Consider the following 26,098-nt stretch of genomic DNA (forward strand, 5'->3'; position numbering starts at 1 on the left):
CAGAAATGGAAAAACAGGAGGGGGGACACCGTCGGTCCGAGGCAGAGCCTCGTTTGAAATCAGCACGTTTCCGGATGTCGAGAATGTGGCGGTGACTCCGTCCCAGGTCCACCAGTGGCCACGAGGGGCCGCGCGACGAAGAAGGAGAACCACCATGACGATTCAGCGGATGGACAACGTCGGCATCGTCGTCGACGACCTCGACGCCGCAATCGCGTTCTTCGTGGAACTCGGCATGGAGCTGGAGGGCCGGGCACTGGTCGAGGGGCCTTGGGCGGCGCGTCTCGTCGGGCTCGACGACCAGCGAGTGGACGTGGCGATGATGCGGAGCCCGGACGGCCACGGGCGGATCGAGCTGGCGAAGTACCACACGCCGAAGGCGATCAGCGGCGTACCGGAGGACGCCCCCGCGAACACGCTGGGCATTCGCCGCATCATGTTCGCGGTCGACGACATCGACGACGTCACGGCCCGCCTGCGCGCCCACGGCGCCGAACTCGTCGGCGAGGTGGTGCAGTACAAGGACAGCTACCGGCTCTGCTACCTCCGCGGCCCCGAGGGCATCGTCGTCGCACTGGCCGAGGAGCTCGGCTGACGGCCCGTCGCGGCCGACCTGCGACCAATCAGAACGATCCGCTGAATGGACCGAGAACCCCAACGAGAGGAGTGACCGTGCTACCGAACGAGATCACCGAGGTACTGAACCGACCGATCAGCCAGGAGCTGCTGGCTCGCGACGTGACCCGCTTGGCCTACGTCGCCAAGGACGGCACACCCCGCAACATCCCGATCATCTTTGCCTGGAACGGCGCGGAGATCGTCATGTCCACGCCGAAGAACGCTCCGAAGCTTCGGTCCTTGCGTGAGAACCCGATGGTCGCCCTGACGATCGACACCGAGGTGCACCCGCCCAAGATCTTGCTCATCCGGGGTCGGGCCGAGCTGGACTACGTCGACGGCATCCCGGACGAGTACCTCCAGGCGACCAGCACCTACGAGATGACGCCCGAGCAACGGGTCGAGTGGGAGGCGGAGGTGCGTTCGCTCTACCGCGACGGCATGGTCCGGATCGTGGTGACCCCGACCTGGGCGAAGCTGATCGACTTCGAGACGACTCTGCCAAGCGCGGTCGATGAGCTGATCCGGCAGCGGGAGGAGCGTCAGCGCGCCTGAGCGGCGCGAGGTCGCTCGCCTGGGATGGGTCACCCACTCCTCAACCCCCACCGCGGTACGCGGAGTCTATGAAATCCACCGGAAAATGCCGCGAAAGGATGTCGAGAACCCGCGCGCGGCTCCGTCCCAGGAGCGAACACGGCCAGAATGGGCCTGTACCGACCAAGGAGAAACACGATGGCCAAGTACCTGCTGCTCAAGCACTACCGCGGCGCGCCGGCAGCGGTCAACGACGTGCCGATGGAGCAGTGGACGCCGGAGGAGGTCTCGGCCCACGTGCAGTACATGCGTGACTTCGCCGCTCGGCTCGAGGGCACCGGCGAGTTCGTCGACAGCCAGGAGCTCTCACCGGAGGGCACGTTCGTCCGCTCCGACGGCGAGGGGCGGCCGCCGGTCACCGACGGCCCGTTCGCGGAGACCAAGGACCTGATCGCCGGCTGGATGGTGATCGACGTCGAGAGCTACGAGCGGGCGCTCGAGCTGGCCGGAGAGCTGTCCGCGGCTCCGGGTGCGGGTGGGAAGCCGATCCACGAGTGGCTCGAGGTGCGCCCCTTCATGGCCGTGTCGTGCATGATCACCGAGTGAAAGACTCGCTGCTGCGGGAGCTGGTGCCTGCGGTGATCGGTGTTCTCGTCCGTCGCGGAGCCGACTTCGCGGCGGCCGAGGACGCCGTGCAGGACGCCCTGGTCGAGGCCGTACGTGTGTGGCCGGACGACCCGCCGCGGGACCCCAAGGGCTGGCTGGTCACCGTGGCCTGGCGTAAGTTCCTCGATGCCGCCCGCGCCGACACCTCCCGACGGCACCGCGAGGTACGCGTCGAGACCGAGCCCGCGCCCGGCCCGGGCGAGGCGGTGGACGACACGCTCCGGCTGTACTTCCTGTGCGCGCACCCGTCCCTGACACCGGCCTCGGCCGTCGCGCTCACACTGCGCGCGGTCGGCGGCCTGACCACGCGTCAGATCGCGCAGGCCTACCTCGTGCCGGAGGCGACCATGGCCCAGCGGATCAGCCGGGCCAAGCGCACCATCTCGGGCGTCCGGCTCGACCAGCCCGGTGACGTCGCCACTGTGCTGCGCGTGCTCTACCTGGTCTTCAACGAGGGCTACTCCGGCGACGTCGACCTCGCCGCCGAGGCGATCCGGCTCACTCGCCAACTGGCGGCCAAGACCCTCCACGAGGAGGTCGCGGGCCTGCTCGCGCTCATGCTGCTGCACCACGCCCGGCGCCCGGCACGGACTCGCACCGACGGCAGCCTCGTACCCCTCGCCGAGCAGGACCGCAGCCTGTGGGACACCCGCCTGATCGCCGAGGGCGTCGACGTGCTCCAGACGGCCCTCGCCCGCGACCGCCTGGGCGAGTTCCAGGCCCAAGCCGCCATCGCCGCGCTGCACGCCGACGCCCCGACGGCTGAGGAGACCGACTGGGTGCAGATCGTCGAATGGTACGACGAGCTGGTGCGCCTCACCAGCAGCCCGGTGGCCCGCCTCAACCGGGCGGTCGCGGTCGGCGAGGCCGACGGCCCGCGGGCCGGTCTGGCCGCTCTGGCGGAGCTCGACCCCGCGCTGCCCCGCCACACCGCGGTCGCGGCGTACCTGCACGAGCGTGACGGTGACCCGGTGACCGCGGCGCGGCTCTACGCGGAAGCCGCCCGATCAGCGCCCAGTCTCCCCGAACGCGACCACCTCACGCGACAGGCCGCGCGGCTCAATGCGCGACTGCGCAGTTGAGCGGCGGACGCGCCAGGACTCACCACCCGATTTTTCCCGCGTACTACGGCGGCCCACGGGCGGCCCGCGTGGTCGTCAGGTACGGCTCCAGCCGGACAAGCCGTGTCCGTCAATCTTGTCACCAGGGTGTTCGACTGGTGAGAAGATCGGGGGTGCTCCGAATAGCAAACGCAGTACTCGCAAGGTTGCCGAAACCGCTGCACGCACTTGCGCTGAAGCATCGTGAACTGCTGAAGTTCGCGGTGGTGGGTGGAACAACGTTCTTAGTGGACAACACGGTGTTCTATGGGCTGAAGCTCACCATTCTGGAACCGAAGCCGGTGACCGCGAAGATCATCGCGGTGCTCGTGGCGACGATCGTGTCCTACGTGCTGAACCGCGAATGGTCGTTCCGGACCAGGGGCGGCCGCGAGCGCCGTCACGAGGCGGCGCTGTTCTTCCTGGTCAGTGGCGTCGGTCTGGTGCTCAGCTCCGCGCCGCTATGGATCTCCCGGTACGTGTTCCGCCTGGAGACCCCGGATGTGAGCCTGGTGACCCAGGAGATCGCCGACTTCATGAGCGCGCAGATCATCGGCACGCTGATCGCCATGGTCTTCCGCTTCTGGGCGCTCCGGAAGTGGGTCTTCCCCGACGAGAAGCCCCGGTCCGTCAGCGTGCGGCTGGCTCCCGCTCCCGATTCCACGGACGAGGCGGCTTGACGGCAGCGGATCCAGAAGCCGTTTCGGCGGTTGGACTGCTTCATGCCGCCGCTGCGCCCCACGAGCCCGGCCCCGCGGATGACCGACGAAGACCGTACGTGACTACGCGCTCAGACGAAGTACCGGGCCTGCAGGTGGAACAACTCGGCGTAAAGTCCGTCGGCCTCACTCAGCGTGTCGTGGGTGCCGACCTCGACGACCCGGCCGCCGTCCAGAACCACGATGAGATCGGCAGCCCGGGCGGTGGTGAGGCGGTGCGTGACGAGGATTGTCACGCCGCCCTCCAGGCGGCTCAGGTCGGAATACCGCGCGAACAGCCACTCCTCGGCCCGTGCGTCGAGACTGGCGGTGGGCTCGTCCAGCACCCGCAGCAGCGGCGCCTGCCGCATCGCCGCCCGGGCGTTGGCCACCGTCTGCCACTGGCCCCCCGACAGCCCCTTGCCGTCCCAGGATTTTCGCCCGAGCCGGGTCTCCAGGCCCTCGGGCAGCGAAGCGAGGAGCCTGTCGCCGCCGGCCGTCCGCAGCGCCTCGAGAATCCGCTCCGGGTCGTCGCGATGCTCTAGCCGGCCCAGCCCGATCGTGTCCTTCAGGGACATCTCGATGTGTGCCGGGTCCTGGAAGGCCGCCGTGACCCGGGCACGCCAGTCCTCCGGCGCGAACTGCGCGAGATCGGTCCCGTCCACCAGGATGCGCCCCGCGCTCGGCCGGTAGAGACCGCTGAGCATCTTGACGAACGTCGACTTCCCCGCGCCGTTCTCGCCGACCAGGGCCACCACGGCGCCGGCCGGGAGCTCGAGGTTGATGTCGTTCAGTGAAGGCCGATCGCGGTTCCAGTACTGAAAGCTGAGACCTTCCACCTTGATGCTGCCGTCCAGCCGGGCCGGCACCGTCGCCGGCGCGGCCGGCACGACGGCTGCCCGCTCCACGGCGCCGTACTCCACCACGTCGAGGAACGCCCGGACTGCCCGAAGTGACTCCAGCGCCCAGAAGGTCGAGGTCAACAAGGCCTGCACCTGCCCGGTGATCTGGCTGCTGACGGCGATGGCCGCGACGATGAGGCCCAGCGAGGCGTCGCCGGCCAGGCCGGCCCGCACCATCAGGACGATGGCGGTCGCGTACGCCAGCACGAAGAACAGCCAAGCCAGCGCGACCGGTACCCGGGCCCGTCGATCAGTCCTGGCGATGTCCTGGCCTCCGGCCTCCCACTCCTCGCGGTGCCTCCGCCGCAGCTCGCTCGCCAGTCCGAAGAGGCGGATCTCGCGACCGGGTGCCGCCGTGGTGGCGAGCGTGAACAGATGACCGGCCAGCCGGGTCCGGGGCGTGGCGCGCTGCACGGCCTGACCGCGCTTCTTGTCTGCCGCCCGGGTGGCCGCTACCGCGGGGACGGCGAAGAGCGGCAGTACGGCGAGGACGGGAACGACCGAGGCCATCAGGACGGCCGAGGCGATCAGGGACAGCGCGGCTCCGGCCAGCCACAGCAGCCGGTCGAAGGCCGGCCCGATCTCGCCCCGCGCACCACGGACCACCGCCGCCTTGTCGGAGCGGCTCGAACGCTCGTGGACCTCCAGCGTCGGCGTCGTGCCGACCACGTCGATGAACTGGCGCTCGACTTCGTTCTGGATCTCCTCCTGCAGGCGAAGGCGGGTGAAATAGCCGGCGATGAAGGTGCCCTGGGTGAGCATCACGAAGATCGCCACACACAGCGCGAGGGTCACCACGCCGCTGGTCGCATGCCGGCTCGCCGCCTCGCTGAACAGTCCGAGGAGCGCTGCGAGGCCGATCCCGGTGGCCTGTTCGAGAATCGCCACCGCCACCACGAGCAGGGACCGGCCCGGGTGGATGCGGGGTCCGATCGTGAGGGCGAAGCGCAGGGCGCTGATCAAGACGGTGCCTCCTCGAAACGCTTCGCCTGCAGGCGGAACAGCTCGGCGTACCGGCCGTCGGCAGTGATCAGATCGTCGTGCGTGCCGTCTTCGATGATTCGGCCGTGATCGAGCACGACCACCCGCTCCGCCTTGCGCACGGTCGCGAACCGATGCGAGATCGCGATGGTGGTGGCGCCCGCAGTGAGCTCGTGGAACGTGTCATAGAGCTGAGCCTCGGCGCGGGCGTCAAGGCTCGCGGCCGGCTCGTCCATGATCAGCAGCTGTGCGCCGTGCCGCAGGCCGAACAGTGCCCGGGCGATGGCGATGCGCTGCCATTCGCCGCCCGACGCGTCGACCCCACCGGTGAAGCCACTGGACATCACCGTGTCCCAGCCGTTCGGGAGCCCCTCGATGAACTTCAGCAGCCCGGCCTGGCGCGCCACGGTACGCAGGCCCTCCTCGTCGTCCGCATGGGCCAGGGAACCGAAGGCGATGTTGTCCCGTACGGTCAGCTCATAGCGGCCGAAGTCCTGGAAGACGGCGACCACCTGACGCTGCCAGCTCCGGCGGTTGGCGTCGTCGATCGGGATCGCACCGGCGCGCACGGAGCCCCCGCTCGGAGCGTCCAGGCCGGCGATGAGCCGGGCCAGCGTCGTCTTGCCGGCCCCGTTGAGCCCGACGACGGCGAGCGACTGACCCGCGGGAACGGCGAGGTCGATGCCGTGTAACACCTCGTCGGCGGCGCCGCCGTAGCGGAAGCGCAGATTCTCGCAGGAGATGGTCGCGACCGGCGCCGGCCAGGGATCGGTGTCCGGCCCGACCGGCGTCGCCTCGACCGGGAACGCGAAAGCCTCGGCGGCCGCCTTCGAACCGAAGCCGATGCGGAGGTCGTCCTCGTCCGCCCGGAGCATCTGGAGGAGTGCCCGGACGGCAAGGCCGCCGAGCGCCAGGTCACCCACTGTCGAACCTCCGGTTGCCGCCCGGAGCCCCAGGTAGTAGAAAACCGCGGCAACCGTGACACCGGTGACCACGACCACAACGACGACGAACAAGCGATGCTCGCGCCGCCGTTGCCAGACCTCCGTCATGTTCACGCGCCACTCCGACTGGTAAGCATCGCGGAAGAAAGCCGCGAGGCCGAAGAGGCGGACTTCCCTGGCCAGACCCGGCGTGGTCGGCACGTCCCGCAGGTAGGACGTACGGCGGAGCTTCGTCGTCTGACTCACGGTCTCGATGACGGCGATCCGGTAGTTCCGGACCAGCCGGGAGTGGATCGCGACGAAGACGGCGAAGACGACGAGCCCCAGCCCCCAGGTGACCCGGGTCAGCAGAGCCGCGGAGCCGATGCTGCTCACCCACAGAGAGGCCTTGGTGGAGAAGCCGAAGATCGCTTCCCCGGGCGGCATGTCGATGGTCCCGTCGCCCCGGGCCCGCCCGAGCCGGCCGAGGTAGGCCGGTTCCTCGAGGTGGCCGATGGTCGCCGGCTCGGAGGCGGCCATCATCACTCGCTCGCCGAGCCGGCCGGTGACCCGGCGGCCGAGTGCCTGGCCCAGAGCCGTCCGCGCGGACTCGGTGACATGAGTGAGGAAGAACAGCACGACGATGAGGACGACCCAGCGATAGCACTCCTGCGCCGCCGGGGTGCCCAGCCCTTGGCCGATCGCCGAGGTGAGCCCGTCCACCAGCTCACCGATCCCCACGGTGATGCCGACCGGCGCCGCACCGGCGAGGACGGCCAGGACCGCGGTCAGGGTGCTCAAGGCCGGTGCCACGGAGAAGGAGTAGCCGACCAGGGCGGGTATCACCCACCGCGTCGCCGGGGGCGGCAGCCGACTCGTGTCCGCGGTCACGCCTGCTCCTCGTCGTCGAGGCTACGGGCGATCGTGCCCCGGACCTGGGCGCTCATCTTTCCTCCTGGTCGACGCTGTCGCCGGTACCGCGGGCGCTCGAAATTCTCGTCCAGATCGGAAAGGGCTGTGACAGCTCCCCCACCGAACTCGATCCAGCCCGGCGAGGCGAGGCGACGAGTGTCCGAAATGGTGACACTGGCGTTCGCCTCACGGCAATGCAATTAAATTGGCTGATCCGCCGGAACCGGCGACCATGCCCGTCCGGCTGAGCGGCTGTGGCCGCGTACTCCTGGTGGAGCCTGCGATTGAGCATGTCCGCTCAGGTCTCCGACCTGCACTGGCTCGTCGAGGGCACTGTCTTCAACGAGCCATTCGGGAGTAGCGATCGTCCGCGCATGGGACGACATGGTTCCAGTGGCCGGGTCGCCGGCCACCGGCCCGCAGATCCGCGCGCGCCTGTCACCACTGCTGTTCGAGCACATCAACTGCCCCGGCTCCCACCCCTTCCACCGCCCGGACCAGCACGGACGCCTGCGCGAGGTCGCCGCCCTCGATGCTGAGCCGGGGCGGTAGACCCGGTGAGCGGCGCGCTGCGTTGTTCGGCGCATCGCAGGTCGCCTACATCTGGCGGCGGATGCTCGCCGGCCGGGGGCGGGTGCGGGCCGACGGCCTGGCGGACGAGGTCGGCCGGAGCCGCAAGCGCCTGTGGTCCCGCTTCCGGTCCCAGCTCGGCATCACGCCCAAACGCGCCGCCCGACTGGTGCGCTTCGACCACGCGGCCCACCTTCTCGCGCCGTAGCTCGCGATCGAAGACGTTGCGTGGCCTGCAGCCCGTGGTTTCGGCTGGAGTCATTCAGGTCTCGCGTGCATGCGACCGAAAGCTCCGCTCAGGTGAGGAGTTTCGCGAACTGCGCCATCTCGGTGGGTGGGTCGATCACCGGCTGGATGAGCAGCTCGTCGATACCGGCCTGTTCCAGGGTGGCGATGCGGGTGCGAAGGTCGTCGCGGGTGCCGACCAGGGCCAGGGTGTTCATCAGCGAGGGCAGGATCAGGTCCCGATCCTCCGGCGCGATGCGTCCGAGGTAGTTGGGGTAGAGCTTGGTGTGCCGGTCGGGTGCGGTGGCGGTGGTGCCGCGCCGGTCGAGAAGCCGCCGCACCGCCTCGCGTTCCTCGGGGCCGAGTTGTTCGGCGAAGGCGCGCGCTTCGCCGGCGGTGTCGGCGGCGAAGGCCAGTAGCGACAGGACGATATGGCCGGTCGCGTCCCGGGCCGCATCGCCGTGGGGGTCCTCGTCCTCGTCGAGTATGTGCAGCGCGGTGACCAGATAGGAGTCCGTACGAGAGCCGGGGTCGCGGGGTGTGCCGTGAGCGGCCTGGCGGCGGGCGTCGTGCAGTGCATGCCAGGCGGTGGGGTCCAGCAGGCCGAAGGAGATCAGGCCGGTGCCGCGGCGGCCGGCGACGGCGGCGACCTTCGGTCCTAGCGCGGCCACGACGAACTCGACCGGCTCGGCCGTGTTCACGTGCGCCCCGGCGTGCAGGAACCGGACGTCGCGGACCCGGTCACCTTCCCGGAACTCGATGGTGCGTCCGGCGCACAGGTCCTGCAGTGTGGCGGTGAAGTTCTCCATCATGGCCGCCGTGGTCGGCCGCATGCCCAGCGTGCGCCGGGCGGTGTTCCCGGTGCCGACGCCGCAGATGATCCGGCCCGGCGCCAGGGCGTTGAGGCTGGCGAACCCGCTCGCGGCTGCCGGGGCAGAGCGCAGCGCCGGTGAGGTCACGCCGATGCCGAGCCTGATGCGGCTGGTGGCCTTCGCACACAGCCCCAGGGCGACGAAGGGGTCGCCGTGGACCATCGGGGTGTCGTTCACCCAGAAACTGTGCAGGCCCAACTCCTCGGCCTGCACGGCGAGATCCTCCACACCGGGGTGTGCGGTGACCACGACGCCTGCACGCATCAGAACCTCCAAGGCGCAAAGGATCGGCTCGAACGTACTCAGCCTGACATCAGAAGGTGGATCGAGCACGTCGAAGTCGATTGCACAGTCGGCGCCGAGCGGTTGCGAGCATCGCCCGGCGGCAGGCGAAGCCGAGGACGAACAGTCGGCAGGTATCAGGCAGGACGACAGCCGTTAGATGTGCGTTTCGCCCCCGTCCACGACCAAGTTGGCGCCGAGGAAAAAGCTGCTCTGGTCAGAGGCGAGGAAAGCCACCACATTGGCGATCTCGTCCGGGCGTCCGATCCGGCGGACCGGATTTCTCAATCTCAGGCGGCGTTGCGGCGGAACCAGTCGAGGGTCGCGGCGATGCCGTCGGCGTGCGGGGTGACCTTGACCGGTCCGAACGCCTGGCGGAAGGCCGAGTCGTCGGCGATGAAGGGGCGGTCACGCTGATACCAGGTCTCCCCGAGGGCGCGCACGGTCGGGTTGAGCAGCCCGATCAGGCGCTGCATTCCCCGGCCGAGCCCGGCGACCTTCAGCTCGCCTCCCACCGCGGTCCGTACGAGGCCGAGGAACTCCCGGCCGGTGACCGCTTCGGCGGCGGGCAGGTGCCACGAGCGGCCGTCGGCCTCGGCGTGCTCGCCCAGCGTGACCAGCCCGGCGGCGATGTCCGGCAGGTAGGCGACGGTGTGCGGCTGGTCGAGGTCGCCGACCCAGCGGGCGGTCTTGCCGGCCAGCGCGGCGGCGAAAACGGTCGGGCCGATGGTGGTGTTGACCCCGCCGGGGCCGTAATAGTCGGAGACCCGCCCCAGGGCCGCGCGGATGCGCCCGGTCCGGTGGGCGTCGAGGATCAGCCGGTCCACTTCGGCGCGGGCCCGGCCCTTGGGGTTGGTGGCGGCGTGCGGCAGGTCTTCGGTCATGGGGGCGTCGACCGGGCCGTAGACGTACAGGTTGTCGGCCATGACCAGCTTCGCCCCGGCGGTCTCGACCCCGGTCAGGACCGTGCGGATGAAGCCGGGGAACTCCTTGGCCCAGCGCTCGTACTTCGGCTGTGCGCACTGATAGACCACGGCGGCGCCCTCGCAGGCGGCGACGGCACCCTCGGTGGTGGTGACGTCGGCCCTGAAGGCGGCGCCTCCTCGGCTGACGGCCCGGACCTCGTGGCCGCGCGCGGTCAGCTCGGCGACGACGGCCGCGCCGATGCCGCCGGTGGCTCCAAGGACTACATGAAGGTCGGACATGTGATCACTCCTGCGAGGTCATTTCGAATCATCGTTATATAACAACGTTATGATACTATCCCATCCATGGCAAGACCGAGAAACCGCGACTACGACGAGCTTCGCCGCGAGCTGGTGGACGCCGGAGGCCGGCTCCTGGCCACCGAGGGCCCGGCGGCGCTGACCACCCGCCGCGTCGCACAGCGGGCGGGCGTGTCCACCATGGCCGTCTACCAGGTGTTCGGCGACAAGGGTGGTCTCGTGCGCGAGATGTTCCTGGCCGGGTTCGAGCGGCTCGCCACGGCCTTCGCCGCCGTCCCGCACACCAGCGATCCGATCGCCGACCTCCTGGCGCTCGGGCACGCCTACCGGGCCAACGCCCTGGCCAACCCGCACCTCTACGAGCTGATGTTCGGCCGTCCCATCCCCGAGTTCCAGCCCGACGCCGAAGCCGCCGCCCAGATCCAGCCGACCTTCGACACGCTCATCGCCGCCGTCGCGCGCTGCGTACGGGAAGGAGCCTTCTCTCTCGCCGAGCCCGCTGACCTCGCCGTCGGGATCAACGCGCTCGCGCACGGGCTGTGCAGCCTCGACCTGCGCGGCGCCCTCGGCGACGCCACCGAGGCCCGCCGTCACTGGGACCGTGCCTTCGACACGATGGTGCGAGGGCTGCGCGCGGGGTGAGGGCAGATGTCGACGACGTCTGCTTCACCGCCGTACCGCACATCCGGCGCGCCCGCCGCGGCGACCTGATCGCCTTCGCCGCCCACCACGGCGAGGAGATCGACGCACTGACCGCCGTGCCGGTTCGCGCGTTCCTGGCCGAGTTCGCCGAGCTGTCACCGGCCGGCCGTAAGCGCAAGCGCGCCGCGATCGTCTCCTTCGCCAAGTGGGCCGTCCGGCACGAGTTGCTGCAGGCCAAGCCGATGGACCGGATCGACATCGCGAAGGTGCCCAAGAGCCTGCCCTGCCCCGGCCGCGCCCGCCGACGTCGTCAAAGGTGCCGGAGCGGGCATGCGTCTGTTCGTTTGCGTACAGCCCCTGCCGGCTTTCTGTGGCTGGAGAGCGCACGATCTGGTTCACGATCGCGGTTGCGAACGGACAGGCCCGTCAGAGCCGGCCGAGGGCCTTGGCCAGCGCGGTCGCGGCAGAGGCGATCACCTTGTCGTCATGCGTGGTGTTGTCGGAGTTACGGTTGGTGAACACCGAAAGGATCATCGGCGCGTTGGACCCCGGCGACCAGACGATCGCCAGGTCGTTGGCGGTGCCGTAGTTGCTCGCGCCGCCGGTGCCGGTCTTGTCGCCGACCGTCCAGTCCTTGGGGAGTCCGGCCCGGATCCGGTTGGCACCGGTGAGGCTGGCCTTCAGCCAGCCGACCAGCCGCGCCCGGTCGCGGGGATGGAGGGTCTTACCGGTGGTGAGCTTGGTGAAGGTCCGTGCGGCCGCCGCGGGGGTGGTGGTGTCGCGCTCTTCACCCGGCTTCCACTCGGTCAGGGTGGGCTCCGGTCGGTCCAGCCGACTTGTCCGATCACCGGTGGCGCGGAAGAACTCGGTCAGCCCGCGCGGTCCGCCGATCTGCTTCAGCAGCGTGTTGCCTGCGAAGCCGTCGGATTTGGTGATCCCGGCGCGGCACAGCTGCGCAGGTGTCATGCCGGTGTCGGTGTATTCGGTGGTCTCTGGGGAGTTCGTGGTCAGCCCGGTTATCTCGGCGGGCTCCCAGCGAACCACCTTGTCCATCAGCCCGGGGTCGCTGGTGCGTGCTTTGTGCAGTACTGCCGCGCAGGCGAACACCTTGAACATGGAGTTGAGGGGAAAGCGCTCATCGGCTCGGTAGCCGACCGTTTTACCAGTTCCCAGGTCGATGCCGACTGCGCCGATACGCCCCTGGTAGGACTTCTCGAGTTCCTGCAGCGTCTTGTCCAGGTCGGAGTCGGAGGGGGCGGTGGTGCCAGTCCGGGAGTCGACGCTGGAGGTGCTCCTCTCGCCGGTGGTGGCATCCGCGGCAGTGGCGGGGCCGCTCAGCAGCATAGAAGTGGTCAATGTCGCGATCCCAAGACGCAGGAGGGGTTGTGTCATGGCGGAGAGCAGATCAGAAACCGGCCAGGGGTGTCCAATATTGATATTGATCATTCAGCCATATCGATATGGATATCAGCGGGCGCCTCAAGGGCAGATGGCGCCGGTGAGTGTGTGCAGAGTGGCCTCGGCATCGCCCGCTCCACGCTGTATCGAGCGCTGGAGTACGACTCCGCGCTCGCTGCGGCGACCGGCCCGGTCGAGGCGAGCGTCGACCGGGCCACGCACCCCTCTCTCCCGCCCCGGTGGCGGCCGCCGATCTCCGCACGGCGGGGGTGGCGGTTCTCGTGCCGCGCCTCCAGTCAGATCTGGTTGTGGTGAGGGTGCCGGTCAGATCAGGGCACCGTGAAAGGGTGCTTGGCGAGCAGGGCTTCGAAGAAGTCGTGGAGCATCGCGGTGGCCGAGGCTTCGTTCCTGGCCAACTCGTGGCCGCCGAAGCTCGCCCGTGTCGCGGTCGTCCGGGCAACCCACCTGCATGGCTCATTACCTGCGTAAACCCTTTCGGCGAGACGCATTCGAACGGAAAGTCACGGCAAGCCGCTCAAGTCTGTTCTGCTAACGGGACTTTTCGTTCGGATGCTCGTCATGCCCCGTGGTGTTCACCCGTTGCCCTCGTACGGAAATGGATCCCCTGACGAGAGGGCGTCTTCAAGCGCGAGCGCAAGATCGCGATGCGACTGAGCTACGATCGGTCGATCATGGCCGATCTGCTCGGAATCAACCATCTGACCCTGTCCACGACCAGATTCGACCGGCTCGTGGCGTTCTACACGGATTTGCTCGGAGCAACGCTCGCGTTCGAGCGCGCTGCAACTTCTACTGCCCCTCGGATCGCAGTCCTCGATGTCGGCGGGGCCGACCATCTAATGATCGTCGAAACCGCTACTGTCCCCTCCCTCGGTCTTGATCCTCTGAACCGGGCGGGTTGGGGCCTGCGCGTGGGCACATATGAACAACTGTGTGAGCTTCGCGAACGGATTCTGGATGCTGGGCGGTCAGTCGGACAGATCGAGACATTGCCCACGCAATGTACGATGACGGCTCGCGATCCCGATGGACGCCCCGTAGATATCCGGGCACATCGCCCTCGATGATGTTCCCTGCGAACAAGGTCTTTCCGGCGGTGTTGCCCACCCAGCCGCCCCGTTCACGATCTTGCACTCGGGATCGATGACACCTTCCTACTGTCCCGAGCAGTGCGTCAGGTGCTGATCGTGGCAGCGGGCTCGACGTGGTAGTTGCGGGCATAGCCGTTCTCGGTACCGACGAGGATGTCGACGACCTCGAAGTACCGGTCCCAGAACGGGGTTTCGCGCAGTGCGTCGATGAGGAGCTGGTAGGCGTGGTGATCGGCCGCTTCCCAGACCCAGACGTCGGTGACGCGTGCGGAGTAGAACTCCGTGTCGTAGAAGCGTGACCGGACGCCGCTGGTCCTGGCCTCGATCGTGCGATCGTGGGGACGACCTGGGTGGTGAAGGCGTCGATCCGCTCCGCGACGGTCAGTGCGAGCCACTCGGGCGTGGTCTTCACGAGCATGAACGCGGTGACCAGCGGTTCGGTCTCCTCAACGGGCATGATGGTGTCTCCCAAGTGGTGGGTGGTCTTGACGCCGTGGGCGCCATGTGCGACGGCAAAAGGGCTGGTGGCTTCAGGACAGGACGGCGGGCTTGAGAGTCTGGGCGCACCAGTGCTCGAAGGTGGTGGGGCCGGTGGTGTCCGGGGTGCGGGCGACGCCGGCATCGAGGCCCTCGTCCTTGGCCCGCTTCATGTCGACGACGCCCTGGACGAACGCCTCGTCGAGGCCGTAGGCGACGAGGTCGGCGCGCAGCTCGTCGAGCGACTGGCGTTCATAGCGGACGGGGCGGCCGAGCTCCCCCGGTCCAAGGTCCGAGGCCGAGGCGTCGGTGTTGCGCGCGGCCCAGGTCAGCGACCGCGAAGTCCTGCGCGATGACAAGTCCGTCCTCGAACCCGGCGCCGTCTTCCACGGCAGCCGTTTCCGGCGGCTGGAGGCGACCGGATGGCTCGCCGATGGAGATGGCCCATCGCAGGAGAAGCCGCGATGACGCTGCCCGGCTCGCGGACAGACAGGCGGGAGTCGACTCGGCAACGTTTCGGTGCGCCAGGAGAGTGAGGCGGACGCCGTCCACCGCTACCTCCACCCGTGCCGGCTGCCGACCGCAACCCCGACAGCCGGTGCGACGCCCTCACAGGGACCGGTTGCGACCGCAACTTCGTCGACATCGCATGCACGCGCCGAGCTGGAGGCGGCCTACGGTGACCTGTCCGATCCTGGACCGAATCCAGTGAACCTCACCGGTTGTAGAGCCTGCGTGCCCACAGGTAACTGACCAGGGCGATGCCCGCGCTCCACATAGCCGCCTCCAGGAAGCTGGACCCGGCCGGACGCCCGGCCAGCAGCGCGCGCAGCGTCTCGATGACAGGGGTGGCCGGCTGGTGCTCGGCGAACCAGCGCAAACCGGTCGGCATCGACTCCGTCGGGACGAAGCCGCTGCCGAGGAACGGCAGCAGCATCAGCGGCATCGGCAGGTTGCTGGCCGTGGCCACGTTCTTGGTGACCAGGGCGAGCGCGACCGACAGCCAGGTGATCGCGAAGGTGAACATGGCCAGCACACCGACAACGCCGAGCCAGTCCGGCACCGAGGCGGACGGGCGGAACCCGATCAGCAACGCCACCGCGCTCACCATGGCAATCGCGAGGAACGTCTGCACCATCGCCCCGAGCACGTGCCCGGTGAGCACCGAGACGCGGGCGATGGCCATGGTCTTGAACCTGGCGATGATGCCCTCGGTCATGTCGGTCGCCACCGAGATCGCGGTCCCCTGCCCGGCGCCGACGATCGTCGTGATCATGATGCCGGGGATGAGGTAACCGACGTAGGCGGCGCGGTCGGCGCCGATGCCCGCGCCCATGGTGCCGCCGAAGACGTAGACGAACAGCAGCAGGAACACCACGGGCACGGACGCGAACGTGAGGATCAGCGTGGGGTAACGCCAGATGTGTTTGACCTGGCGCCGCAGCATCGTCGCCGAGTCGGTGACCGCTCTCATCGGGAGGGCTCCTTGGTCGAGGGCTCCTGGGTCAGGGTGAGGAAGACGTCGTCCAGGTCGGGGGTGTGCATCGACAGCTCGGCGACGTCGACGGCATGCGTGTCCAGCCACTCCAGGAGCTTCCTCAGCGTCCTGACTCCGCCGGAGTCGGGGATCTGCACGGTGAGCGCCGCGTCGTTGCTGGAGGTGGCGCCGACGTGGCCGGCCGCCCTGCGGTACCCGTCGGGGTCGGCGAATCGTACGACGATGTGGCCGCCGGGGACCATGCGCTTGAGCTCCTCAGGGGTGCCCTCGGCCACCAGCCGGCCCTGGCTGAGCAGCGCGATGCGGTCGGCGAGTTCGTCGGCCTCCTCCAGGTATTGGGTGGTCAGGAAGATGGTCACGCCGTCCTGCTGGACGAGGTCCCGGACGATCTGCCACATGATGCGGCGGCTGCGGGGGTCCAGGCCTGCGGTCGGTTCGTCGAGGAAGATGAGCCTGGGCGTGCCGACCATGGTCATGGCGAGGTCGAGCCGGCGGCGCATGCCGCCCGAGTAGGTGACCGCGGGCTTGCGCGCGGCGTCGGTGAGGTCGAAGCGCTCCAGCAGTTCGCGGACGCGCCCGCCGCCCTTGGCGCGGCCGAGGTGGAGCAGGTCGGCCATGAGTCGCAGGTTCTCCTCGCCGGTGAGGAAGCTGTCGACCGCGGAGAACTGGCCGGTGACGCCGATCGCGGCACGCACCTTGTCGGGTTCCTTGGCCAGGTCGTGCCCGGCCACCCAGATCTCGCCCGCGTCGGCCTTGATCAGGGTGGACAGGATCTGCACTGTGGTGGTCTTGCCCGCGCCGTTCGGACCGAGCAGCGAGAAGACGGTGCCCTGCGGGATGCTGAGGTCGATGCCGTCCAGGACGCGGTGGGCGCCGTAGGACTTACGCAGCCCCGTCACCGAAACGAAGGTTCGCATCGCGTTCACCCCCGATCCCAGGTGACGGGCAGGCTGTGCACGCCGTACACCTGCGAAGGGTCGGTGCGCAGTGACAGCTCTTCAGCCGGTACGGCGAGTCGCAGCGTCGGGAAGCGGATGAGCAGCGCGGGAAACGCGACACGCATCTCGACGCGGGCAAGCTGCTGACCGAGGCACTGGTGGACGCCGTGGCCGAAGGCCAGGTGCCCGGCGGCCGAGCGGCTCAGGTCGAGCACGTCGGGGTCGGAGAACCTGGCCGGGTCCCTGTTGGCGGCGTTGATCGCGATGATGACCGTGTCGCCCGCCTTGAGCTGCCTGCCGCCGAGCTCCACGTCCTCCAGCACGCCGCGCATACCGGTGGCGGCGACGGACAGGTAACGCAGCAGCTCCTCCACGGCGCCGATGGCCAGGTCGGGGTCGCCGCGCAGGGCGGCGAGCTGGGCCGGGTTGCGCAGCAGGGCGAAGGCGCCGAGCGCGAGCATGTTGGCGGTGGTGTCGAGCCCGGCGCCGAGCAGGAACGCGGCCACGCCGCCGAGCTCCTCGTCGGTCAGGTCGCCGCCGGTGGCCAGGTCGCTGAGCAGGTCGTCGGTCGGCTTGGCCCGCTTGGCGAGCGCGAGCTCCCGCAGGTACGTGCCGAGCTCGACGAAGGCGGCGTACTGCGCCTCAGCGGTCCCGGCGTCCGACAGGGCCTGGGTGGAGCTCTGGAACTGGTCGCGGTCCTCGTACGGTACGCCGAGCAGCTCACAGATCATCAGCGCTGGAACGGGCTGCGCGAAGACCTCGACGAGGTCGGCGGGCGGCCCCTGCCGCTCCATCGCGTCGAGCCGCTCACGGGTGATCTCGGTGACCCGCTCGGTGAGCAGGTTCATCCTGCGGGCGGTGAACTTGCCCGCCAGCAGCCTGCGGAAGCGGGTGTGCTGGGGTGCGTCCATGCCGGTCAGGTCACCGACGGGGGCCGGCGGCAGGTGCCCGCCCGCCAGGGGGTGGTAGTGGGTTTCGTAGCGGGAGCTGAACCGTGGGTCGGCGAGGATCTGGCGGACCAGGTCGTATCCGGTGATCATCCAGACGCCGGGGGCGCCCTCGGGCACGGCCAGGCGGGCGATGGGTTGCTCTGCGCGCAGGGCGGTGAGCGAAGGGGCGGGATCGAAGGGACAGGCGGGTGAGCGGTCGAGGGACGGAGCGACCGGCTCATCGCGATAGTACGTGTTCATCACAACTGAAAGCTACGTTGCATTCAGAAATTATGTCAATCAGGTGAGGCACATCATCCCAGGCCAGAGCCGATAAATTGATGCGTTGACGCTGAAACTGAATGCAATGAAACATTGCATTGTGTGGCCCCCGAACGCAATAGTGGTGTCATGTCAGAAGGAAGGTTGACCCTGCAGGACCGTCACCGCATCGCGACCGGCCTCGCCGAAGGCCGCTCCTACGCCGAGATCGCCAGGCGGCTGAACCGGCCGACCTCGACGATCAGCCGTGAGGTCGGCCGCAACGGCGGCCCCAGCGACTACCGCCCTGAGCGGGCGCACCAGGCGACAGCGCGGCGGGCGCGGCGCGGCACCCCGGCACGTTCGCCCGAGGCCGAACCCCAGGACCGCAAGGTCGTCGAGGTGCAAGAGGAAGCCGTCGAGATGGCGGTCGGGATGGGCCTGCCGAAAATGATGGCGCGCGTGCTCATCGGCCTGTGGCTGAGCGAGGACGGCAGGCTCACCGCGGCCGAGCTGTCGCGTGGGCTGAACGTCAGTCCCGCCTCGATCTCCATGGCAGTGGGCTACCTGACCCAGCAGGGGCTGATCAGGCGCGAACGTGATCCGCAGCGGCGGCACGACATCTATGTGGTCGACGACGACGCCTGGTACCACTCGACGGTGATCAGCTCGAGGCAGACGCTCGAGGCGGCTGAGCTCACGAAGGCGGCGGGGCGGCGGCTCGGGCTCGACACACCCGTGGGACGCCGCCTGGCCAGGGGCGGCGCGTTCCTGGAGCGGATCAGCCTGGACGCTCTGGAGTCGGCCGAACGCTGGCGCGACCTCCCGCCATGATCAGACCGCAGGCGGATGTCAAGTGCTGTCGTGCAAGAGCTCCCTCAATGCCCACGAGACCCTGTTCGACCCGCGTAACGAAACCCCCGCTCCCAGCCGGAACCCCCTGCGAGGCTCCCGAATGCAGGCTGACCGTCAGCCGGCCTGCGACGGAACGTCGCCGCCGCTCCTGCTCAACCGCCTGCCGAGTTCGCGCGTCGGACTACGACGCGATCGCGGCCTACTCCGGATTGCCCGGCTGCGCGACATCCCCGCTCAGCGCCAGCCGCTTGGCGACGTCCAGTCGTACCTCGCCGTAGGGCTGGACGTGCTGCCAGAGCGCCTGCTCCGAGGGCTCGGAGAGGCGCGTGGTGGGACAGCGGTCCGCCGCGGTCGCCGATGCTGGTGCTCTCGCGCTCGGCGGTCAGGATGGCTGGACTTCGTCGAAGACGGCGAGGGCTTGAGTGGGGTCCGGGCTCACGAGGCGTTCCAGACCGGCCGTCGTGATTTTCGCCCATTGCCGGCTCGTGCCCACATCTGTTCCTCGAAGGCGCGGACGGCATCGTCCAGATCTCCAGGGTGGGGGGCGGCGGCGATGGACTCGGCGAGTTCGGCGCCTTCCAGCATCGCGAGGTTCGCGCCCGCCCCCAATGGGGGCATCAGGTGGGCGGCGTCGCCGAGCAGCGTCACCCCGGGGACGTGGGTCCAGGTGTGGGAGACGGGCAGGACGTAGAGGGGACGGTGGACGAAAGTGGTGCCATGGCGGAGGAGGTCGAGGACGGGAGCGGCCCAGCCGTCGAACAGAGCCAGCAGGCTTGATCGCACGGCCTCGACGTCGGCCAGGTCCAGGTTCGTGTGCCAGTCCAGCGGCGCGCGGAACTGGGCGCCCACCTTGACGTGGCCGCCGCTGTTGCGCTGGGCGACGAGGGCGCGGTTCACGCCGTACACAGCCACGGAGCCGTCGCCGATCAACCGGGCGAGGTCAGGGTGGCGGGTGTCGATGTCGTCCAGGGAGGTTTCGACCCGGGTGACGCCGGTGTAGTGCGGCGTCGCGGACGAGATTGCCGGGCGGACTCTGGACCAGGCGCCGTCCGCGCCGATCACGAGGTCGAACGTCTCCTGTCGCCCGTCCGCGAAATGGACGAGCACGCCGCCATGGGTCTGCGGCACCACCTCCGTCACGTGCCGCCCCCATTGGACGTCGAGGGGGCCGAGCAGCAGGTCGCGGAGGTGCCCGCGGTCGATCTCGGGGTTGGCCCGTTCATCCGGACGGGGTTTCCAGTCGCGAAGGACGGTCCCGTTCGTGTCCAGGATGCGCATGGCCTGCCCCTCGGGACGGGACAGTTCCTGGAACTCCGTCAGTAGCCCTGCCTTCTCCAGTGCGAGCTGGCCCATCCCCTTGTGCAGGTCCAGCGTGCCGCCCGGGGGGCGGGCGTCGGGGGCAGGATCGCGTTCGAGGACGGTGACGGGGTGCCCATGGTGGTGCAGGACACGGGCGAAGCTAAGGCCGCCGGGACCTCCCCCGACCGCAGCGATACGGCGTCTCATGCCGATACGCTGTATTTTATTGTGACGATGTAGCGCAACAGTTCGATGTAGCCATGACCGTGTGGGACCGGCCCGAGCCGCCGACTCGCCCTCTGCCCCTCGACCGGGAGCGCATCGTCTTCGCCGCCATCGCGCTGGCCGGCCAGGCCGGGCTGGAGGCGAGGGCGTTGCGCAAGGTCGCCGCCCGCCTGGAGGTCGGCCCGGTGCGGCTGTACGGATACATCTCCACCAAGGAAGAGCTGTTCGACCTCGTGGTGGACGAGGTCCACGCTGAGCTCCTCCCCACCACGGCAGAACAACCCTGCGTCAATCGGACGAAGGGGTGGCGCGGCCCGGCCTTCCGCCTCGGCAAGACTCCCGAAACCTACGGGGAGCCCTCCATCTACGCGGAGCACTCTCGTCTACCCACCTGGAAATCGGAAGCCCTTCCAGGTTCTACGACGACGAACGGAGTTCGGCAGCCACCGCCCGCTCCCGCAACTGCGCCGCCTCCGCCCGTACCGCCTCCAGCTCCGCCCGCATGTCCTCGAGCCGTATCCGCTCCAGCCTCAACTCCCCCAGCAGCCGATCCTGCTCCTTCGCCGCGGCGTCAGCCCGCGACTTCTCCCGGGACACCTGCTTCCGCTCCCGGGACAGCGCCGCCGCGGACTCGGCCGCCTTCTCCTCCAGCCGTTCCACCTCGGCCGTCGCCCGAGCGGCGTCCTTGAGCGCCACCGCTCGATCCCGCTCCGCCTCGGCCGCCGCGCGCTCGGACATGACGGCCCGCTCCACCGCCCGGTCCCGCTCCTGCGCCGCCGCCTCGGCGCGGGCCTGCGCGCCGACCGCCGCCCGCTCGGCCTGCTCGCGCGCCCGCACGGCCGCCGCCGTCTCGTCGCGGGCTCGATCACGTTCCTCCCGCGCCTGGTCGGCGTCCTGTTGACTCTGTACGGCCTGCGCCCGAGCCTCGGCGGTACGCCGCTCCGCCAACTCCGCCCGTTCGGCCAGTTCCTGAACGGCCTGATCCCTGGCCTGCTCCGTCAGCTCGACCTGGTGGAGAGCCTCCTCGGCCAGCTGCTCTGCCGCCTCCGCGCGCCGCTGCGCCTCCTCGGCCGTCTGCAGCGCCTGACGTTCGGTGCTCGCCGCCTCCCGCAACGCCGCCAGCGCCTGCTCCCTCGCTCGCTCGGCATCCCCCAGCGCAGTCTCCCGCTCGCTTTCCGCCTCTTCCAGCCGTGCCCGCATCTCGGCCGTCTGCCTGCGGGCGTGCTCGGCGGCCTCGCGCGCCAGCCGTACCTGCTCGAATGCCTGCTCCCGCTCGGTGCGCGCGATGGCGACCCGCGTGTGCGCCTCGGCCTGCACCGCGCTCAGCTTCGCCTCGACCCCCGCCGGGCTCAACTCCTCGGCCAGCGCTCGCGCCAGCGGCTCGATGGCAGCCGCCAGCCCGCTCTCCATCCGGTCGTACAACTGCTCGGCCCTGGCCAGGGCTCCCTCGAGCCCCGGCGTGGCGCGCCGTAGCTCCCGCTCCCGCTTGGCAGCTGCCTGACAGTCCTTCTCGGGACAGTACGCCTTGGGACGCCCTCTCCCCCGCCGCTGCTCGATCGGCGCTCCGCAGTGCTTACAGGGCGTCACCACGCTGGTCTCCACAGTCACTGCGACAGCTTACCATTTTCGATTTTCTAGAAAATGGAAATCAGAAATAAGGATCCGTTGCACCACGACGCTCTCGCTGTAACTTGCGAGAAGGCAACATTCCCGCAAGTTACGGTCGGGTGTGAGGGACCCCGGAGCTGTCTGCAAATCTGCACCGATACGTCAGCAGGAATCTGCGAGTACGCCGTTCCGGGAACGGCGCAGGCCCCCGGCGCGGCCCATGTCTGCCGTACTCCGGCGCCACCCCATGTACAGCTCCAAGCCCTTGACGCGAGGGATGTTATCGGTAACTCTCACCTCATCGCCTCTGGCTCGGCCCTTTTCGCTTCTCAAGAGCCGCAGCAGCTCTCTCAGCGATCCGGACAACCTACAACGTCAAAGCACTCGACCTCTTCAACCAGGTCTGGCTGGGGCAGACGTCCCCGCAGGACGCCGCGACTAAGATCACCAATGAGGCCAATGCCGCCATCAAGTAAGGTCCCTCCTGTGGAAGTTACCGGTCACATCTCCGGCGAGGACGTCCCCCGCCGCTCCGCGAGCATCTGGGACGTCGCCCGAGTGGCCGGTGTCTCCCAGCAGACCGTCTCCCGCGTGATCAACGGCAAGGGCCGGGTCAGCGCGGAGACGCGGGCCAAGGTCCTGCGGGTCATCGAGGAACTGGGCTACCGGCCCAACAAGCTGGCCCGGATGCTGGCCGGCGGCCCGGTGCGCTCGGTCACCGTGCTGACCTCCGACACCTCCCTGTACGGCGCGGCCGCCACGCTGCGCGGGATGGAGGAGGCGGCCAGGACGGCCGGGTTCTCGGTCGGGATCAGCGTGCTGGAGCCCGGATCCGGCCAGCGGGACGTCGCCGAACGGCTCAACCGGCCGGGAGAGGCGGTCATGGTGATCGCCTACGACGACGCCGGGGTGCGGGCGCTCGCGTCGCTGCCACCGGACGTCCCGATGGCAGCGGCCGTGGAGCGCCGCCCCGGCGCCGAGGCGCCCGACCCCTGGCAGGTGTGGCTGGACGACCGGGCGGCGGCCGCGCACGCCACCCGCTACCTGCTCAGCCTCGGTCACCGGACCGTGCACTACGTGGCCATCCCCTCCTCCACCAGCGATCTGCCCCAGCGCACCCAGGGCTGGGCGGACGCGCTGCGCGCCGCGGGACGGCCGCTGCCCGAACCGCTGCACGGCGGCTGGAGCCCGCGCTCGGGCTACCTGGCCGTCCGCCCCCTGGCGGCCGACCCCTCGGTCACCGCGATCCTGTGCGGCAACGACGACCTCGCGCTGGGCGTGATGCGGGCGGCCCGCGAGGCCGGCCGGCACATCCCCGGCGACCTCAGCGTCGTCGGCTTCGACGACTCGCCTCCCGCGGCCTACCTCAACCCCTCGCTCACCACCGTACGGCTCGACTTCGAAGGGCTCGGCCGGGCCTGCTTCGGCCTGCTGCACCGCAGGCTGGACCCGCAGAACGCCCCGGCCGTACCCGCCTGGAGCGAGCCCGAACTCATCGTCAGGGAGAGCAGCGCCCCCGCGCCCGGCTCCACCTTCTGAACCCCCTTTCCCGGCCCCTGCCGTGCCTGATCCGGGAGGGGCAGAAGAGGCACGCCATGCCCCGGGCGGGCGGGTCGCCCCGCCGCCACCGCCCGCATCGAGCACCGCAACCAGCTCGTGCTCGATCTGAGCAGGCCGCAGGTGGCCGCCTGGCTCTACCGCACGATGGACGAACTGCTCACCAAGAACGCCATCGACTTCTTGAAGTGGGACATGAACCGCCCTTTCACCGAGGCCGGCCCGGACGAGCGGCTGTGGCTCGGCCACGTCCGCATCCTGTACGACGTGCTCGACCGGCTGGACATCCAGCACGGCTTCTCGCAGCTCTACCCGGCCCGGGTCATGGGCGCTGGGTCACCGACAGCCCCAACCCCTGCACCGGGCGCCAGGTCCCGCTCGACTTCCGCTTCCATGTGGCCATGGCAGGCGTGCTGGCCGTCGGCGGGGACCTGGCCGAGTGGAGCCAGGCCGATCTGGGCCGGGCCGCCGAGCTGGTCGCGGCCTACAAGCGGATCCGCCCGCTGGTCCAGCACGGCCGGCAGTACCGCCTGCTGCCGCCGGACGGCGAGCTGTCGGCCGTGCAGTCCACCTGGTCCGCGAAGAGCCCTGACGGTGGGTGAGACCGCCGGCGTCCCGGACGCCGGCGGTCTCACGGGGTGGCCTACCGGGGCGTCAGCGTGAGGCGGTAGGCGCCGTTGGCGTCCTGGCCGTTGACCGGAACGGTGACGCTGCCGTTGGTCACGGTGTAGGCGGCCGACGAGAGCTGGGTCGCGCCGGAGACGTTCGTGGTGCGTCCCGAGCCGGGCACGTACTCCAGCGTGCCGGTGACGGAGGAGCCCAGCGCCCCGAGCCCGTCGACCCGGATCGTGCTGTTGCCCGACTGGCCGCCGAAGACGAGGCTGAAGGTGCGCGTGCCGGCGTCGTAGGCGGCCACGCCGTCGTTGGAGGCGGCCGGGGTGACCTTGACGATGCTGCCGCTCTGGTCGGCGTACCACTTGTACATCCAGTACGACGCGGTCGGCCGGCCGTTGTACAGCAGGCCGTTGAGCGTGCCGGCCTCGAACCAGAACGCCCGCTCGGCGTCGCGCACGCCCGAGCGTTCGAACTGGGCCACGTAGTGGTTCGCGCTGCTCGGCACGTCGATCTCGTCACGGGTGGCGTACTCGTTGATGGAGATCGGCAGGGCGGAGATGCCGAGCTCGCGCTCCAGCGCCCGGTAGGCCTGGACGTTGGCGGTGACCTGCTGCCATCCGCTGAGCTCGTGCCACGACACGATCTGCGGCAGGGTGCCGGTCGCCTTGGCGTTGGTCAGGAACGAGCGCATCCGGTTGACGTCCCAGTGCGATTCGCTCGGGCCCATGATCGCCGTATTGGGCTCGCTCTGGCGGATGCGCCGGTACGTGCGGACCCACCCGTCGTTGAAGCTGCCCGCCGAGGACGGCCAGGTCCAGTCGGGTTCGTTCCACGGTTCCCAGGCGTCGATGTTGGTGATGTCCGGGCGCGCCTTGACCGCCGCGATCATCTTGTCGATGCGGCTGTACCAGTCATCCCAGTTCGTCCAGTTGTAGGGGAAGCCGTCGAAGCTGTCGGCCATGTCGACGGTAATCACCGCGCCGATGGCCTTGGCGTTGGCCGCGATGTCCAGCGTGTCGCCGATCGGGACGGGGGACCCGTTGGGCCGGTGCTGGTGCAGCGGGGGCGGCTGCCGGAGCTGGTGCAGCTTCAGCGGCTGCATGATCGAGACGGGTGGAGTGTTGGCGTCGGACAGCCCGTACAGGGTGCCGGAGCCGACGCGCGTGACCGGCCGTACGGCAGTGGCGGCGTCCACCACGAGCGTGCTGCCGCCGCCGGTCGTGCCGTTCCACTTCTGGTTGCTCTGGCCGTTGCAGGTCCACAGGATGACCGCAGTGCCGTTGGCGGTGCCGGCCATGTTGACGTCGAGGCAGAGCCCGGACTGGGTGCCGGTGATGGAGCCGTCGGTGTTCTTGCGCCACTTCTGGTTCGCCTGCCCGTTGCAGGACCAGATGAGCACGATGGTTCCCGGGGTGGTCTGGCCTCTGTCCGCATCGACGCAGCGGGTGCCGTTCAGGGTGCGCAGCTCACCGGCCGAGGTGAACTCGAATCCCTGGTTGGCCTGGCCGTTGCAGTCCCAGATGTCGAGTGCCGTGCCCAGCGTGTCCACGTTGCCCTTCACGTCGAGGCATCGCTGGGAGGAGGCGCTGACCAGCGGGGCGGGCGCCGCCGAGGCCGGCAGCGCCACCGCCCACGACAGGGCGGTGACGACCGCCGTCAGCAGGCACGCGGCCACGACCGCGGGAGGACGACGGCGCCGGCCCCTCACGTGGACGGATAACCGGGCGGGTGCATGCATGGTTGTACTCCTTGCGCGTGCGGGCGGCGGAATGTGAGTTATCGATAACATCACCGTTGATCGTGCCCCGCGCCATGTCAAGACCCAAGCGTGAGCTGCCCGCCTTCACGCTGTGGCGATCAAAGGTTATCGATAACAAAGATCAGCGTCACGGCGTGCGGAACCCCCGGAACGTCACCTGCTTGCGGGTATCGAAGCCGAGCCGTTCGTAGAGGGCGAGCGCCCCGGTGTTGGCCTCGGCCACATGGAGGTGCGAGGCCAGCATGCCGCATGGTCGGTTCCGCGGCACACGCGTGCCGGGCGGCGCCCGTACCGTCCGGGTCGGCCAGGGCGAGGCCGGGAAAGCGGCGCAGCAGGGTCGCGGTTGGCGGCGGGCAGCGATAGGAGCACGAGCATCACCCCACCTGTGGTACCACGCGCGGTAATGTCGCGCCCAT

General features: G+C 69.4%; 29 protein-coding genes and 2 pseudogenes. 14 read left to right on the forward strand and 17 right to left on the reverse strand.

The window, feature by feature from the left end; genetic code table 11:
- Positions 1-169: 169 nt before the first annotated feature.
- From ABD830_RS52390 to ABD830_RS52410, 5 genes are all read left to right on the forward strand, one after another.
- Positions 170-595, forward strand: coding sequence for a VOC family protein (locus tag ABD830_RS52390; RefSeq protein WP_345003471.1), 426 nt, complete (start codon positions 170-172; stop codon positions 593-595).
- A 77-nt stretch (positions 596-672) separates the two neighbouring features.
- Positions 673-1,173 (forward strand): pyridoxamine 5'-phosphate oxidase family protein, encoded by a 501-nt coding sequence (locus ABD830_RS52395; RefSeq protein ID WP_345003129.1) that lies wholly within the window; start codon positions 673-675, stop codon positions 1,171-1,173.
- Positions 1,174-1,350: 177 nt separating this feature from the next.
- Positions 1,351-1,758, forward strand: a complete 408-nt coding sequence (locus ABD830_RS52400) for a YciI family protein (protein ID WP_345003130.1) — start codon at positions 1,351-1,353, stop codon at positions 1,756-1,758.
- Entirely contained in the window at positions 1,755-2,900 is a 1,146-nt protein-coding gene (locus ABD830_RS52405; RefSeq protein ID WP_345003131.1) for an RNA polymerase sigma factor, read from the forward strand. The genes ABD830_RS52400 and ABD830_RS52405 overlap by 4 nt, the downstream gene beginning before the upstream one ends.
- A gap of 245 nt (positions 2,901-3,145) precedes the next feature.
- Positions 3,146-3,598: a GtrA family protein gene (locus ABD830_RS52410; protein WP_345003472.1), complete on the forward strand. Its 453-nt coding sequence runs from the start codon at positions 3,146-3,148 to the stop codon at positions 3,596-3,598.
- Between the two features lie 110 nt (positions 3,599-3,708).
- Here ABD830_RS52410 and ABD830_RS52415 read toward each other — a convergent pair whose 3' ends face one another.
- Both ABD830_RS52415 and ABD830_RS52420 read right to left on the reverse strand, forming a co-directional pair.
- Entirely contained in the window at positions 3,709-5,481 is a 1,773-nt protein-coding gene (locus ABD830_RS52415; RefSeq protein WP_345003132.1) for an ABC transporter ATP-binding protein, read from the reverse strand.
- Positions 5,478-7,313: an ABC transporter ATP-binding protein gene (locus tag ABD830_RS52420; protein ID WP_345003133.1), complete on the reverse strand. Its 1,836-nt coding sequence runs from the start codon at positions 7,311-7,313 to the stop codon at positions 5,478-5,480. Before ABD830_RS52420 ends, ABD830_RS52415 begins: the two co-directional genes overlap by 4 nt.
- Positions 7,314-7,718: 405 nt before the next feature.
- Between ABD830_RS52420 and ABD830_RS52425 the strand changes: the two genes are divergently transcribed.
- Both ABD830_RS52425 and ABD830_RS52430 read left to right on the forward strand, forming a co-directional pair.
- Positions 7,719-7,886: a hypothetical protein gene (locus ABD830_RS52425; protein ID WP_345003134.1), complete on the forward strand. Its 168-nt coding sequence runs from the start codon at positions 7,719-7,721 to the stop codon at positions 7,884-7,886.
- A 22-nt stretch (positions 7,887-7,908) separates the two neighbouring features.
- Entirely contained in the window at positions 7,909-8,112 is a 204-nt protein-coding gene (locus ABD830_RS52430; protein WP_345003135.1) for a helix-turn-helix domain-containing protein, read from the forward strand.
- Between the two features lie 88 nt (positions 8,113-8,200).
- Here ABD830_RS52430 and ABD830_RS52435 read toward each other — a convergent pair whose 3' ends face one another.
- The 3 genes from ABD830_RS52435 to ABD830_RS52445 all read right to left on the reverse strand — a co-directional run bounded on the left by ABD830_RS52435 (position 8,201) and on the right by ABD830_RS52445 (position 10,488).
- Positions 8,201-9,265, reverse strand: coding sequence for an LLM class flavin-dependent oxidoreductase (locus ABD830_RS52435; protein WP_345003137.1), 1,065 nt, complete (start codon positions 9,263-9,265; stop codon positions 8,201-8,203).
- Positions 9,266-9,439: 174 nt separating this feature from the next.
- Positions 9,440-9,523: a hypothetical protein gene (locus ABD830_RS52440; protein ID WP_425567280.1), complete on the reverse strand. Its 84-nt coding sequence runs from the start codon at positions 9,521-9,523 to the stop codon at positions 9,440-9,442.
- 50 nt (positions 9,524-9,573) lie between these two features.
- Positions 9,574-10,488: an NAD-dependent epimerase/dehydratase family protein gene (locus ABD830_RS52445; RefSeq protein ID WP_345003138.1), complete on the reverse strand. Its 915-nt coding sequence runs from the start codon at positions 10,486-10,488 to the stop codon at positions 9,574-9,576.
- Positions 10,489-10,554: 66 nt separating this feature from the next.
- Here ABD830_RS52445 and ABD830_RS52450 point away from each other — a divergent pair, with 66 nt between their 5' ends.
- Positions 10,555-11,151 (forward strand): TetR/AcrR family transcriptional regulator, encoded by a 597-nt coding sequence (locus tag ABD830_RS52450; RefSeq protein ID WP_345003139.1) that lies wholly within the window; start codon positions 10,555-10,557, stop codon positions 11,149-11,151.
- 426 nt (positions 11,152-11,577) lie between these two features.
- Here the strand turns inward: ABD830_RS52450 and bla are convergent, their stop codons facing one another.
- Positions 11,578-12,597: a class A beta-lactamase gene (gene bla, locus ABD830_RS52455; protein ID WP_345003140.1), complete on the reverse strand. Its 1,020-nt coding sequence runs from the start codon at positions 12,595-12,597 to the stop codon at positions 11,578-11,580.
- Between the two features lie 60 nt (positions 12,598-12,657).
- Here bla and ABD830_RS52460 point away from each other — a divergent pair, with 60 nt between their 5' ends.
- Positions 12,658-12,864, forward strand: a complete 207-nt coding sequence (locus ABD830_RS52460; RefSeq protein WP_345003141.1) for a hypothetical protein — start codon at positions 12,658-12,660, stop codon at positions 12,862-12,864.
- A gap of 377 nt (positions 12,865-13,241) precedes the next feature.
- Positions 13,242-13,637 carry a VOC family protein gene (locus ABD830_RS52465; protein WP_345003142.1) on the forward strand — a complete coding sequence of 132 codons (396 nt, stop codon included), beginning with the start codon at positions 13,242-13,244 and terminating at the stop codon, positions 13,635-13,637.
- A 107-nt stretch (positions 13,638-13,744) separates the two neighbouring features.
- Here ABD830_RS52465 and ABD830_RS52470 read toward each other — a convergent pair whose 3' ends face one another.
- From ABD830_RS52470 to ABD830_RS52490, 6 genes and pseudogenes are all read right to left on the reverse strand, one after another.
- The gene (locus ABD830_RS52470) at positions 13,745-14,056 is read right to left on the reverse strand and encodes a darcynin family protein (protein ID WP_345003143.1); all 312 of its coding nucleotides are present in this window, start codon (positions 14,054-14,056) and stop codon (positions 13,745-13,747) included.
- Positions 14,047-14,283: pseudogene (locus tag ABD830_RS54575) on the reverse strand (hypothetical protein); the annotation flags it as partial. The gene ABD830_RS52470 and the pseudogene ABD830_RS54575, both read right to left, overlap by 10 nt.
- Positions 14,192-14,497, reverse strand: coding sequence for a Rossmann-fold NAD(P)-binding domain-containing protein (locus tag ABD830_RS52475; protein ID WP_345003144.1), 306 nt, complete (start codon positions 14,495-14,497; stop codon positions 14,192-14,194). The gene ABD830_RS52475 and the pseudogene ABD830_RS54575, both read right to left, overlap by 92 nt.
- Before the next feature lie 356 nt (positions 14,498-14,853).
- Positions 14,854-15,612 carry an ABC transporter permease gene (locus ABD830_RS52480; protein WP_345003145.1) on the reverse strand — a complete coding sequence of 253 codons (759 nt, stop codon included), beginning with the start codon at positions 15,610-15,612 and terminating at the stop codon, positions 14,854-14,856.
- Positions 15,609-16,553: an ATP-binding cassette domain-containing protein gene (locus tag ABD830_RS52485; RefSeq protein ID WP_345003146.1), complete on the reverse strand. Its 945-nt coding sequence runs from the start codon at positions 16,551-16,553 to the stop codon at positions 15,609-15,611. The genes ABD830_RS52480 and ABD830_RS52485 overlap by 4 nt, the downstream gene beginning before the upstream one ends.
- A 5-nt stretch (positions 16,554-16,558) precedes the next feature.
- Positions 16,559-17,764 carry a cytochrome P450 gene (locus ABD830_RS52490; protein WP_345003147.1) on the reverse strand — a complete coding sequence of 402 codons (1,206 nt, stop codon included), beginning with the start codon at positions 17,762-17,764 and terminating at the stop codon, positions 16,559-16,561.
- A 150-nt stretch (positions 17,765-17,914) separates the two neighbouring features.
- Here ABD830_RS52490 and ABD830_RS52495 point away from each other — a divergent pair, with 150 nt between their 5' ends.
- The gene (locus ABD830_RS52495; protein WP_345003148.1) at positions 17,915-18,598 is read left to right on the forward strand and encodes a GbsR/MarR family transcriptional regulator; all 684 of its coding nucleotides are present in this window, start codon (positions 17,915-17,917) and stop codon (positions 18,596-18,598) included.
- Positions 18,599-19,054: 456 nt separating this feature from the next.
- On the opposite strand, the gene ABD830_RS52500 is transcribed toward ABD830_RS52495, so the two are convergent.
- From ABD830_RS52500 to ABD830_RS52510, 3 genes are all read right to left on the reverse strand, one after another.
- On the reverse strand, positions 19,055-20,125 hold the full coding sequence (locus ABD830_RS52500; RefSeq protein WP_345003149.1) for an FAD-dependent oxidoreductase: 1,071 nt from the start codon (positions 20,123-20,125) through the stop codon (positions 19,055-19,057).
- The gene (locus tag ABD830_RS52505) at positions 20,122-20,394 is read right to left on the reverse strand and encodes a hypothetical protein (protein ID WP_345003150.1); all 273 of its coding nucleotides are present in this window, start codon (positions 20,392-20,394) and stop codon (positions 20,122-20,124) included. The genes ABD830_RS52500 and ABD830_RS52505 overlap by 4 nt, the downstream gene beginning before the upstream one ends.
- Positions 20,395-20,560: 166 nt before the next feature.
- Positions 20,561-21,751 carry a coiled-coil domain-containing protein gene (locus tag ABD830_RS52510; RefSeq protein WP_345003151.1) on the reverse strand — a complete coding sequence of 397 codons (1,191 nt, stop codon included), beginning with the start codon at positions 21,749-21,751 and terminating at the stop codon, positions 20,561-20,563.
- 486 nt (positions 21,752-22,237) lie between these two features.
- Between ABD830_RS52510 and ABD830_RS52515 the strand changes: the two genes are divergently transcribed.
- The 3 genes and pseudogenes from ABD830_RS52515 (at position 22,238) to ABD830_RS54585 (ending at position 23,910) form a co-directional block, all read left to right on the forward strand.
- A complete protein-coding gene (locus tag ABD830_RS52515) occupies positions 22,238-23,290 on the forward strand; it encodes a LacI family DNA-binding transcriptional regulator (protein ID WP_345003152.1) in 1,053 nt (350 codons plus the stop codon).
- 96 nt (positions 23,291-23,386) lie between these two features.
- Positions 23,387-23,521, forward strand: a pseudogene (locus ABD830_RS54580) (alpha-galactosidase); the annotation flags it as partial.
- 23 nt (positions 23,522-23,544) lie between these two features.
- Positions 23,545-23,910, forward strand: coding sequence for an alpha-galactosidase (locus ABD830_RS54585; RefSeq protein ID WP_425567275.1), 366 nt, complete (start codon positions 23,545-23,547; stop codon positions 23,908-23,910).
- A 41-nt stretch (positions 23,911-23,951) separates the two neighbouring features.
- Here ABD830_RS54585 and ABD830_RS52525 read toward each other — a convergent pair whose 3' ends face one another.
- Together ABD830_RS52525 and ABD830_RS54660 are read right to left on the reverse strand one after the other, a co-directional pair.
- Entirely contained in the window at positions 23,952-25,661 is a 1,710-nt protein-coding gene (locus ABD830_RS52525) for a lectin (RefSeq protein ID WP_345003155.1), read from the reverse strand.
- Between the two features lie 148 nt (positions 25,662-25,809).
- Positions 25,810-25,926: a GNAT family N-acetyltransferase gene (locus ABD830_RS54660; RefSeq protein ID WP_486348601.1), complete on the reverse strand. Its 117-nt coding sequence runs from the start codon at positions 25,924-25,926 to the stop codon at positions 25,810-25,812.
- Between the last annotated feature and the right edge of the window lie 172 nt (positions 25,927-26,098).

It is taken from the genome of Nonomuraea helvata, from assembly GCF_039535785.1.
Classification (GTDB): domain Bacteria; phylum Actinomycetota; class Actinomycetes; order Streptosporangiales; family Streptosporangiaceae; genus Nonomuraea; species Nonomuraea helvata.

Bases quoted from the DNA above. Each gene is read 5' to 3' on its own strand.
- ABD830_RS52490 (WP_345003147.1), bottom strand. From the start codon at position 17,764: ATGAACACGTACTATCGCGATGAGCCGGTCGCTCCGTCCCTCGACCGC.
- ABD830_RS52400 (WP_345003130.1), top strand. From the start codon at position 1,351: ATGGCCAAGTACCTGCTGCTCAAGCACTACCGCGGCGCGCCGGCAGCG.
- bla (WP_345003140.1), bottom strand. From the start codon at position 12,597: ATGATCAATATCAATATTGGACACCCCTGGCCGGTTTCTGATCTGCTC.
- ABD830_RS52445 (WP_345003138.1), bottom strand. From the start codon at position 10,488: ATGTCCGACCTTCATGTAGTCCTTGGAGCCACCGGCGGCATCGGCGCG.
- ABD830_RS52435 (WP_345003137.1), bottom strand. From the start codon at position 9,265: ATGCGTGCAGGCGTCGTGGTCACCGCACACCCCGGTGTGGAGGATCTC.
- ABD830_RS52495 (WP_345003148.1), top strand. From the start codon at position 17,915: ATGTCAGAAGGAAGGTTGACCCTGCAGGACCGTCACCGCATCGCGACC.
- ABD830_RS54660 (WP_486348601.1), bottom strand. From the start codon at position 25,926: ATGCTGGCCTCGCACCTCCATGTGGCCGAGGCCAACACCGGGGCGCTC.
- ABD830_RS52500 (WP_345003149.1), bottom strand. From the start codon at position 20,125: ATGAGACGCCGTATCGCTGCGGTCGGGGGAGGTCCCGGCGGCCTTAGC.
- ABD830_RS52480 (WP_345003145.1), bottom strand. From the start codon at position 15,612: ATGAGAGCGGTCACCGACTCGGCGACGATGCTGCGGCGCCAGGTCAAA.
- ABD830_RS52465 (WP_345003142.1), top strand. From the start codon at position 13,242: ATGGCCGATCTGCTCGGAATCAACCATCTGACCCTGTCCACGACCAGA.
- ABD830_RS52390 (WP_345003471.1), top strand. From the start codon at position 170: ATGGACAACGTCGGCATCGTCGTCGACGACCTCGACGCCGCAATCGCG.
- ABD830_RS52485 (WP_345003146.1), bottom strand. From the start codon at position 16,553: ATGCGAACCTTCGTTTCGGTGACGGGGCTGCGTAAGTCCTACGGCGCC.
- ABD830_RS52425 (WP_345003134.1), top strand. From the start codon at position 7,719: ATGGTTCCAGTGGCCGGGTCGCCGGCCACCGGCCCGCAGATCCGCGCG.
- ABD830_RS52525 (WP_345003155.1), bottom strand. From the start codon at position 25,661: ATGCATGCACCCGCCCGGTTATCCGTCCACGTGAGGGGCCGGCGCCGT.
- ABD830_RS52450 (WP_345003139.1), top strand. From the start codon at position 10,555: ATGGCAAGACCGAGAAACCGCGACTACGACGAGCTTCGCCGCGAGCTG.